Origin of the sequence: Microvirga splendida (genome assembly GCF_016427565.1) — a bacterium.
Taxonomy (GTDB): Bacteria; Pseudomonadota; Alphaproteobacteria; order Rhizobiales; family Beijerinckiaceae; genus Microvirga; species Microvirga splendida.
Window position 1 is genome coordinate 1 of the sequence record NZ_JAELXT010000062.1, and the last position, 10558, is coordinate 10558.

Here is a 10558-nt window from a genome sequence, read left to right on the forward strand (position 1 = left end):
GGGCGGCTGCGCATCTTCACCACTGATAGCCTCAACTCGCCGGATCTGCCCGCCTTTCTCGCCCTGCTCGACGAGGCGGGCGTGAGGGACGGGGTCGAGATCACCTACAACGTCACCGACAAGGCGGTGCTGTATGGCGAGGCGTCGGTGGTGCTGCTGCCGTCGAAGAAGGAGTCGTTTGGCAACGTCATCCTGGAGGCGTTCTCGTTCGGGGTGCCGGTGGTCGCCACCAGCTATGCGCCGGGTCCGGCCGAGGTGATCCGCTCGGGCGAGGACGGGTTTCTGCTCGACGAGTTCTCGGCCGAGGCGGTGGTCGATCTGCTGGAGAGCCTGAACCCGGAGAAGCTGACCGACTTGTCGCAGGCGGCGTTTGCCCGCCACCATGAGTACTCGATGGAGCAGTATCTGGCCGCACTCGAGACCATCGCCGCCGACACCGCCCTCGCCTTCCCAGGAAAAAACAAAGTCAGGCCGTTTCCAAAAATCAGATCCGCTGAAGTGTTGAGATCACGACTGAGAGACGCCCGCAGGCAGATTAGGTTGATGGAGAAAGACCTGCAGAATGTAAAAGAGTCCCTTTCCTGGCGCCTGACTGAGCCCTTGCGCCTCCTGAATAAGAGGCTGGGCCGCAAACCGCATCCGTAGGCGTGCCGTAGAAATCTACAGTCTCCGGAAATTCGTGTCCGAGCAATCTTAGTCAATTCAGCCAGCCGACGCCTTCAATCAGAGATCCACGAATGAATCCTATTTTGACCATCGGTGTGACCACTCATAACGAGCGTGAAAACATCGTGGGACTGCTCGACCGGCTTGCTGTTTTGGACGAAAAGCGCTTTCAGATTGTTGTGTTCGACGATGCCAGCACCGATGGCACCGCTAATCTCATTGCGCAACATCCCCTTTCAAAAAGGGCGCACTTTGAAGTCCAATTGGCCGAGGCAAATTTCGGCTCTCCGTCTGTTGGACGTCAGTACATCGCCGATCAGGCGAAAGCACCCTACGTCACCTTCGTCGATGGGGACGATCTTATCCAGCCGGAAGCCCTCACAACTGTTGCGAACCGTCTTGCCCCAGGGTTCGACATCATCGTCACGCCTTTCATGAATGGTCGGCGCCGGGAGTTCCCGAGGCTTATCGATCCCCAAAAGGCGATCACCAGCGACACGATCACCCGCATCCTCTCCGGCATCGGCGGAAAGATCTACAACCGCGATGCCCTGCGGTTGCACACGCAGGACAGCGTCAAAGGGCGCAGCGAGGATGTGCGGCTGAACATGCGCATCCTTTTGGGCGGCTTCGATCGCGTCCATTTGATCGATACCGCTCCCTTCTACCTGATTGCGGCCTCCCGCAAGTCGACGCTCTCAAAGAACATCCTTCTGCCGGAGATCGCGGCACGGGTCGAAAATTATCGGCTCCTGAAGGAGCGCTACGGGATTGACGATACCTACATCAAGAACCTGCATCGCAACCTTCTCAAGGTTGTTCGCGATGATCCGTCCCTGACGGAAAGCGCTCGGGTGACGTTGCGGAAGACCCTGAACGACATTATGCCGTTCAAGCTTCGGACGATTGTGCATCTGGTTCAGGATGTGTCGAAGATCGGGGGCATTCCCGGCCGTGTGCGCAACACCATCGCGGCCGCTCAGGGCCGCGCCATCCGCCACGTCTGCCTCACGGCCAAGCGCGATCCCGCCTTCCCGCACGCCCCCGACACCCTCGTGGCTGAGAACAACGAGGCTGAGGTGCTCGCTTTTCTGAACACCTGCCATGCCACCGACACCGTGGTTATCACCCCCAACTCGGTGATCCGCGCCTTCTCGCCCGCCGTCCAGGAGCAGCTCACCCGCCTGCCCCTCATCCACATGGCCTCGGGTCAGCTTGCCTTCATCCTGCAGGACTCGGAGGTGTTGGCCCACCTCGACTTCGTCGACAGCTACAAGGTCTCACGCATCCTGTGCCTGTCGGACATGGACATGAACTTCCACCGCCAGATGGGCATCCACGAGCTCACCAAGATCCGGCTCCCCGTGGCCACCCGCACCGAGAACGGCTACAGCCCGGACCAGAACCGCTTCGCCACCTATGTCGGGCGCATCGACTTCCACACCAAGGGCGCCGAGCGCCTGGTGCCGATTGCCAAGCTGATGCAGGAGCGCGGCTTAGGGCGGCTGCGCATCTTCACCACTGATAGCCTCAACTCGCCGGATCTGCCCGCCTTTCTCGCCCTGCTCGACGAGGCAGGCGTGAGGGACGGGGTCGAGATCAACTACAACGTCACCGACAAGGCGGCGCTGTATGGCGAGGCCTCGGTGGTGCTGCTGCCGTCGAAGAAGGAGTCGTTTGGCAACGTCATCCTGGAGGCGTTCTCGTTCGGGGTGCCGGTGATCGCCACCAGCTATGCGCCGGGACCGGCGGAGGTGATCCGCCATGGCGAGGACGGGTATCTGCTCGACGAGTTCTCGGCCGAGGCTGTGGTGGGGCTCTTGGAGAGCCTGACGCAGGACAAGCTTGTCAGCCTGTCGCAGGCGGCCTTTGCCCGCCACCAGGACTACTCGATGGAGCAGTATCTGGCCGCGCTCGAGAGCATCGCTGCCGACACTGCCCTCACCTTCCCGGGCAAAAACAAAATCAGACCCTTCCCAAAAATTAGGGCTGTTGAGTTTCTGGCTATGCAACCGGTCTCCACCTTCCTCAGGAGGCGCTATCGCGCAAGCGAAAGAATGTTTGCCCTCAAGATTTTGTTGGCCGAACGGGTGCTTCCTTGGCGCGTATTGAAAACTCTAAGGTGGGCTAAGGCGAGACTGACACGGAGATAGAGTGCCCGATTTGGCGCCGAGCCGGAACATGTCGCATAAACATGGACGAGGATCATTCATACTTTGCTCTGCCGAGGCAAGCACCGGCCTTTGATCCGCTTTTGTTCATCAACCCCGCCGGGAGCAGCTGGCCTCGCCGATTTGATCCTCTAAGTCGGCCAAGGACGATGCTCCACCCTGCAAAAGGCTGATATGTATATGGCTTTCTCAAACTAGGCCTGAGAAACCGAACTCACTGTCGCAATTGCCCGGATGGAAGAATTGGGCTATGCCCACCTGCATGAAACTATCTTGTTTGTCTCTCGCGCACTGTAGTCAGTTGGCAACAACTCCCCTTGGCGAGCGACACCTGATCACAACACTCGTGCAGATGAGTGAATAGGTCTTTAAAACGTTATTTCCTGCTTTATTCCTCTCTGACCACTAAAATTGAGGTCGGGCTAGTCTCCAAATGCTAATGCGGTCGAAATGATGAAGCTCTCGCGTGAACAGATGAACGCTCCGAACTCGAAAATACGGCTTCAGAACGGCAGAACTAGTTATCCGGAAGGCGGCGATCTCACGAAAAGATCATTAGAGTCTTATGACCAGTGGATCGATACACAAATCGATTTTCTAAAGCAGTTTCTGCAGCCAGAAGTTACCGTCGTTGAAATTGGCGTGCGAGCAGATATTCACACCCTCGCCTTGGCGGAAAGTGTCGGGGCGGACGGAGTTGTGTATGCCTATGAGCCAGCGGGCGAGAAACTTGATGCCCTTCGGTCACTTCTCGTGGAGAAGAACGCCCGAAACGTCAAAGTGCGAGAGCTTGAACTTAAAGTTCGACAAATCGCGTCGCCAAGCGACAGGCTGAGAACGATTGCGGGCTCGGCGGAACGCCTTGTCGACGCTGGAGAGCTCCATCTCGAATCATCGATTAGCAATGTTGCTCTGATCAAGATCGATAGCGCACGGGTGGGCACTGGCGTCATCAACGGACTTCGCAGTATAATATCTCAGCAGAAGCCCGTCATCTTCGTAAATTTTACTTCCCTCGACGATGCCTATGCGGCCATGATTCATGTTTCCGCCTTTGGATACGAAACATTCTATGTTAGGAATACTGCACCGAACAAAAGCGATATTTCCAAGTCGGCTTCGAATTCGGTAGAACTTGCTGATGGCCATGGCACGCTTTTTCTGCCAGCCGGGCTCAAGCATGAAAAAATCAAGAATAGCCGCGACCAAGTCAGGCTGACGAGGATCGAGACACTTGAAGACATTGCCGTCGCATTCTTGGCCAAGCCTCGGTATGGCGACAGGGCTGCGTTCGATCAGGCTCCGAAAGCGTGGCGTGACGAGTTGGCCCGCCTCCGTTTCCAGATCGCAGAAGCGAATGTTCGCTTCGAAGAAGCGTCCTCGAGCCTCAACAATGCGGGGAAAACGCTGACGACAGTGGCTGACCTGCGCGAAAAGCTAAAAGTGAGCAACGCGAAACTCAGAAAGAGTAACGAGAAGCTTAAGGCCTACAGGAAAAAGCTGAAATCTCGCGAAGCGCTCATCCATCAATTGTATAACTCGACATCGTGGAAATTTGCGCGCCCGATTCGTGCCGCACAGAAGGTCGTCAGGGCCTTGCGCCTGAAGGCGACCAGTATCGTTCATAAATCGTCAGCAATCAAAGCTCCTGTCCCATCGGCAAATCAGCACGGTACAGCAAAGAAGCATCCAAAGGCTCCTCAGCAGCTCCATGGCAAGGCGCAGGAACAGGATTTGGAGGATGTTATTGTCGATGCGCCGAAGAAAGTCCAAATTCCCGCCCCTCCGAGCTGGGACGTGTGGGAGGGGCTCGCTCGCGATATTCAGCTGAGGCCCGCGCAAAGCCCAAGCGTCGACATCGTTGTCCCCGTCTACGGCCAGGCTCGCGAGACCATGAACTGTTTGTTTCATGTCCTCAATGCGCAGCAAAGGACTGCGTATGACCTTGTCGTTATCGATGATTGCGGACCCGATCCGGACCTTTCCCGAGATCTCGAACGCTTGGCATCCATGAAGCTGATCACGCTTCTTAAGAACGAAAGAAATCTGGGCTTCGTTGCTACGGTCAATCGCGGCATGGAATTGCACAATGACCGTGACGTCCTGCTCCTCAATTCCGATACGGCCGTCCATGGCAACTGGCTGGACAGGATCGTTGCGTTTGCTGAAGCCAACCGGAACGTTGGAACGATCACGCCTTTGTCCAATAACGCGACAATCTGCAGCTATCCCAAATTTGTCAGCGACAATGACAACGAACTGGAGATCGACGACGCATCCCTCGATCGAATCGCCGCGCGAGTAAACGCCGGAAAAAGTGTAGAGATTCCAACCGCCGTTGGCTTCTGCATGTATATCAGCCGAGCCTGCATCGACGACGTTGGTCTGTTTGATGTCGAGACGTTCGGACGCGGCTATGGCGAGGAGAACGACTTCTGCCGCCGCGCCGTCAAGAGGGGCTGGAGCAACGTCCTCATAGGGAATGTCTTTGTCAGACATTATGGCGGCGCCTCCTTCGGAGAAACGAAGAAGGCCTTGGCTCAAGAGGCTCAGAGACGGCTGGAGGCATTGCACCCTGAATACTCCTCGACCGTTCGCGAGTTCATCCTCAACGATCCGGTTCTGGACATGCGAGAGAACCTCGATATCGAGCGTTTACGATTGCATGCACAGGCCGATGGCCCAGCGATGCTGTTCATTACACTCGGCCGCGGTGGAGGAACTGAACGGCACGTTGAAGAGATGCAGCGGGCACTGAAAGCGGAAGGTGTTCCCGTCTTCATCCTTAGATCGAACCCCAAGCAGCCTGGCACTCTGCAATTCGGCACCCTGGGCCTGAGCGACGTTCCCAACCTTCCAAGCTTCAGCGTGCCCTATGACCCGTCCCGATTGGTCGACGTCATCAACAAGTTCAACGTGAAGCATATTCACGTGCAGCATCTGGCAGATACTGGCGAAGGCATCGAACGCATGATCCGCGAGGCTGCGTATATGGCCGGTATCCAGTATGATGTGACCGTGCACGACTACATGTATGTTTGTCCGCGCATAACCCTGATCAGCCATTCCGGCGTCTATTGCGGCGAACCCGAACCGGCAGCATGCAACACGTGCCTTGCGACCATGCACTCTATTGCCGGGAACGAGACGATCGAAGCTTGGAGGGGGAAGTTTGGAACACTCCTGGCAGGCGCGAGATCTATATTTGTGCCAAGCGACGACGTGGCTGCGCGCATGAATACTTACTTCCCCCACGTGACATTCACCGTGCGGCCGCACGTCACGGTACTGCAGCCCAGAGATGCAAGGCCCAGGGCGGACAAAAGCGAGCGCTATGTGGCGGTTATCGGTGCTATTGGTCCTCACAAGGGCGCGACACTGCTGGCTGAATGCGCACGATACGCCCTGGCATATCAGCTGCCGATCAAGTTCGTCATCGTGGGATACATATCCAACGAGTACAAGCTGCACACTTTTCCCAATGTCATAATCACAGGGCGGTACGCCGAGGATGAACTCCAAGGCCTCTTGGCAGAGCAGGCTCCCGACATTGCCTGGTTTCCCTCGGTACTGCCGGAGACGTTCAGCTACACGCTGTCATCGGCTATGGAAGCTGGAGTCTTCCCTGTCGTCTTCGACCTTGGAGCTCCGGCAGATCGATTGAGGGCACTGCATTGGGGCGGTATCATGCCCGCAGAATATATGCTGTCGGCTCCAGACATCCTGCAGTTTCTATTGAGCGTCCAAATCGAGCCAGCTCCTCAAGATTTGGCGGAGGCAGTCCACGTATCCTACAAGTCCATCTTGAAGGACTACTACGGCCTCGACTTTTCTCAACACGGGGTGGCCTCAGAGCTTCAATTGTCTGGTACGTGAACATGTATATGCTGCAGTTGATAGATCTTCCTCACTCGACCATCGCACGCTGAGATTCACGATCATACGGCCATGAATCATAACATGAACGATCACTACCTTTTGACTGACGGTGTATGGCTGCCTCGCACGAGTGACCAATCGGCCGCGGATTTTACATATTCAGATGGCGATGAAGTCGAGCGCAGGATTTACGATGCCATTGCTGGCGTATCGGACAAGTCCTTGTTCTCTCGGGAGCTCGCGTCCCACATCAATGACTGGCCATCGCAATACCATCTATCCTGTGTTCGGTCGAACCTTCTGCGCCCTCTTGAGCATGCCCTGAAGGGGCCGATCCTGGAGCTCGGCGCAGGGTGTGGCGCGGTAACGCGCTATCTTGGAGAGCTTGGAAGTCAGGTTACGGCGATCGAGGGGTCTCTCGTCCGGGCCAAAATCGCTAGGGAAAGAACCTCGGACTTGTCAAACGTCGCAGTTGTCTGCGACCGGATCGAGAGCTTCACGACGAACTCGAAATTCAAGGTCGTCACATTGATCGGCGTCTTGGAGTATGCTCGGGCCTTCGCGCCGTACAAAGGCTTCTCAGAACGAGATCTGCTGTCCCACGCCCTGTCTCATCTTGATGATGACGGCTTCCTGATCCTGGCGATCGAAAACCAGTTTGGGCTCAAATATCTCGCTGGCGCGAAGGAGGATCACGTCAACGTCCCCTATTTCGGCGTGAACGACAGCTACGACGCGGACACGGCCGTAACATTCGGCAAATTGGAACTCCAGCATATCTTGTCCGACGCGGGGCTTGTGCACCAACGGATCTTCGTCCCTCTGCCCGACTACAAGCTTCCCATCACTGTGCTCTCACCGGAAGGCAGTGTCCCGGGCGGATCGTTCGACGCCGAAGCTCAGATCCTGCAATCCGTTCTGGCCGATCCTCAACGCCCCGCGACCCCACTCTTTTCTCTCGAGCGTGCCCTGGCCGTGTCATACCGGAATGGCCTTGCTCAGGATCATGCTGGATCCTTCTTGATCGTCGCCTCCCGCATGGCGGAGGCCATCAAGCCAGTCTCAGAGCCCGAAAAGCTTGCTTGGCACTATTCGTTGACCAGAGATCCTGCCTTCATGAAACAAGCCGTCTTCGTTTCGGAAGGTGATCGCCTAGTCGTCAGGCGCTCGCGTGTGAGCAATACGCCTGTTCCTGACACCCCAATTGAGAACGTTGCGGAGGACGAGACCTACATTTCCGGCACGAATTTGTGGGTCGAGCTGTCACGGCTTGTCAACCGCCCAGACTGGGATGTTAACGGGTTGGGAGCGTGGGCAAAGCCATGGATCAAACTCCTTGCAGAGCGAGCCGGATTTCAGGAGCACTCCGTTCTCGGTGTTCAGGAGATGGTGGATGGCTCCCTATTCGACGCAACACCACTCAACACTGCAATTGATAGCAATGGTCGGTTGCAGTTTTTCGATCAGGAATGGCGTATCAAAAGCGATATCGAAATCGGCTTCGTCCTTTTTCGCGGCTTGAGAGATAGCTTGGTTAGGATAACCAGTTATGCCGCCCCTATCGCCGGGACGCCTTGCAAAGTTGTCGAGCTGATTCAAGCAATTCTCGCTAACAATGGTATTTCGCTCACGGCGTCCGACATTCACCGCTACCAGCAGTTCGAGTCGCGCGTTCAAAGGTGGGTGCAAGGTGAACCCGATGCGCATCCATGCGAGGAGGGAATCCACAATCTTGCGGATTGGGCTCTTACCGTTCGTCCCACGATCGACAATTTCAACGAAGTTCTGGCTGAGCGAAGCCGTCTTACTACAGAAGTGAACCGCCTTACTACAGAAGTGAACCGTCTTGTTGGTGAGAGGGACGAACTTGTAGGCAATGTAGGGAGTCTTTCTGCTGCGAATGCTCGGCTCACGCAGCGCATTGAGAAACGGGACGCGGAACTGGAGCATCGGGCCAGTAAAATCGCACATCAAGCCGAGAGGATAAAGCGTCAGAAATCTGAGCTGCAGGCTATCCACTCCTCCACAAGCTGGAAGCTCCTGCAGATCGCGAAACGTGTTGATGAGCGCAACCCAACTGCATCGAAAGCGACCCGTTGGATCCTTCAGCGCACAGGCTCGCTTCTACGGAAAATCGGAAAGCCTCCTGGTAGGACCTAAAGTCACCGTTGATCGGCCCAGAATTAGGACCCGAGCGCCAAGAGAGCGCAGTCGACCTCATCTACGTTTATGAGCAATCCTTTCCATTGCGGCTAGCGCATCGTGCGGAAAAGTGGATCCGGTTTTCCGCACTCAACGATGCGCCAGCAAAGAGTTGGAGCATCGAAGTGGATCCCAAAAGTGGATTCCACTTTTGGGTCCGATGCTTTAGGGGTGGTGACCTTCTCCCTGGAAACTGGACCAGCCAGAGTGAGAATTTTCCCGTAATCTGTCCGGGCTGGGAGAAGGGAATGGGCCATGAAGGTGTCCAGGTTTTCGGAGCAGCAGATTGCTCTGCTCCTCAAGCAGGTCGATGACGGCGTGAGCGTCGAGGAGGTCTGCCGCAAGGCCGGGATTTCGCAGCAGACCTACTACCGCTGGCGCAAGAAGTATGGCGGGCTGATGCCCTCGGAGGTGCGCCGCCTCAAGCAGCTCGAGGAGGAGAACCGGCGCCTGAAGCAGATGGTGGCCGACCTCTCGCTCGACAAAGCCATGCTGCAGGACGTGCTGTCAAAAAAGCTCTGAAGCCTGCGAAGGTGCGGCGCCTGGTGGATAGTCTGCAAGGCGCGTTCCAGGTCTCGATCCGACGGGCCTGCCACGTGCTGCAGTTCCAGAAGTCCTCTTACTTCTACCGCTCGCGCCGCCTGTCGCAGGCTGCCCTGTCCAAGCGCATCCGGGAGATCGCCGAGACCCGCGTGCGCTACGGCTATCGCCGCATTCACGTGCTGTTGCAGCGGGAGCGATGGCGCGTGAACCACAAGCGCGTGTACCGGCTGTATATCGAAGAAGGTCTACAGATCAGGAATAAATGCCCAAAGCGCAAGGTGGCCGCGAAGGTGCGCTCGGACCGCAAGCTACCCGAGGCTCCCAATGAGGTCTGGGCGATGGACTTCCTGTCCGATCAGCTCTTCGACGGCCGCAAGATCCGGATCCTGACCATCGTGGATGCGTTCTCAAAGCTCTCGCCGGCGATCGATGTTCGCTTCTGCTACACCGGCGCTAACGTGGTTGCGACGCTCAACCGGGTGACCGGCATCTATGGTGTTCCGCAAACCATTCGGGTGGACAACGTCCTATGTGGGGAAGCAGCAGGGGCACTGGGCCAACAGATCTCAGCACGCCGATTTGCTGGATCGGCGCTTCAGGTAGAGTGAGCCAGGTGGCTTCCACCGTCAACGGGATTGTTCTCTCCCATAGCAAACACAGGATCCAGCGGTCACAGCCGTGGTCCTCACCGTCCTCAATACGAGATACACCCCAGGTGGAAGGCCCAAACATTATCTACAGGGTCGCTGTCGCGCCCTCACGGCCCGTACAGAGAGAGGTCCTTCCACCCGGCACCGGACGCTCAAAGAACGGCCGGTATTCTGTTCTGCCCTTGATCACCGCGTGCACCACACGGGCCATCTTGGCGGTCAACGCGGTCAGGGCCTTGCGGCGCAGATCGGCATCGTGACGATCGCGCTCGGTATAGCGGCCGAGTTTATCCCGAAAGCTGTTGTCGCGCTGGCGTGCCGCCACTTGGGCTGCCATCCACAGCGCCCGGCGCAGGCGGGCATTGCCGTGCTTCGACAGCTTGGTGCGGCCGCGGAAGGTGCCCGACTTGCAGGTGGCCAGATCCAAGCCGCAGAACTTCAGGAACT

At 56.9% G+C, this 10558-nt stretch carries 6 protein-coding genes and 1 pseudogene; 6 read left to right on the plus strand and 1 reads right to left on the minus strand.

What is annotated here, in order from left to right; genetic code table 11:
- From JAO75_RS24625 to JAO75_RS24650, 6 genes are all read left to right on the plus strand, one after another.
- A partial coding sequence (locus JAO75_RS24625) for a glycosyltransferase (RefSeq protein WP_199051843.1) occupies window positions 1-645 on the plus strand: 645 nt, incomplete at its 5' end.
- Window positions 646-737: 92 nt separating this feature from the next.
- The gene (locus JAO75_RS24630) at window positions 738-2819 is read left to right on the plus strand and encodes a glycosyltransferase (RefSeq protein WP_199051844.1); all 2082 of its coding nucleotides are present in this window, start codon (window positions 738-740) and stop codon (window positions 2817-2819) included.
- Window positions 2820-3287: 468 nt separating this feature from the next.
- Entirely contained in the window at window positions 3288-6713 is a 3426-nt protein-coding gene (locus JAO75_RS24635) for a glycosyltransferase (RefSeq protein ID WP_199051845.1), read from the plus strand.
- A gap of 84 nt (window positions 6714-6797) precedes the next feature.
- Window positions 6798-8876: a class I SAM-dependent methyltransferase gene (locus JAO75_RS24640; protein ID WP_199051846.1), complete on the plus strand. Its 2079-nt coding sequence runs from the start codon at window positions 6798-6800 to the stop codon at window positions 8874-8876.
- Between the two features lie 297 nt (window positions 8877-9173).
- Entirely contained in the window at window positions 9174-9440 is a 267-nt protein-coding gene (locus tag JAO75_RS24645; protein ID WP_199051847.1) for a transposase, read from the plus strand.
- A gap of 11 nt (window positions 9441-9451) precedes the next feature.
- Complete coding sequence (locus JAO75_RS24650; protein WP_199051848.1) at window positions 9452-10069, plus strand: IS3 family transposase; 618 nt, start codon at window positions 9452-9454, stop codon at window positions 10067-10069.
- A 123-nt stretch (window positions 10070-10192) separates the two neighbouring features.
- Here the strand turns inward: JAO75_RS24650 and JAO75_RS24655 are convergent.
- A pseudogene (locus JAO75_RS24655) lies at window positions 10193-10558 on the minus strand (transposase); the annotation flags it as partial.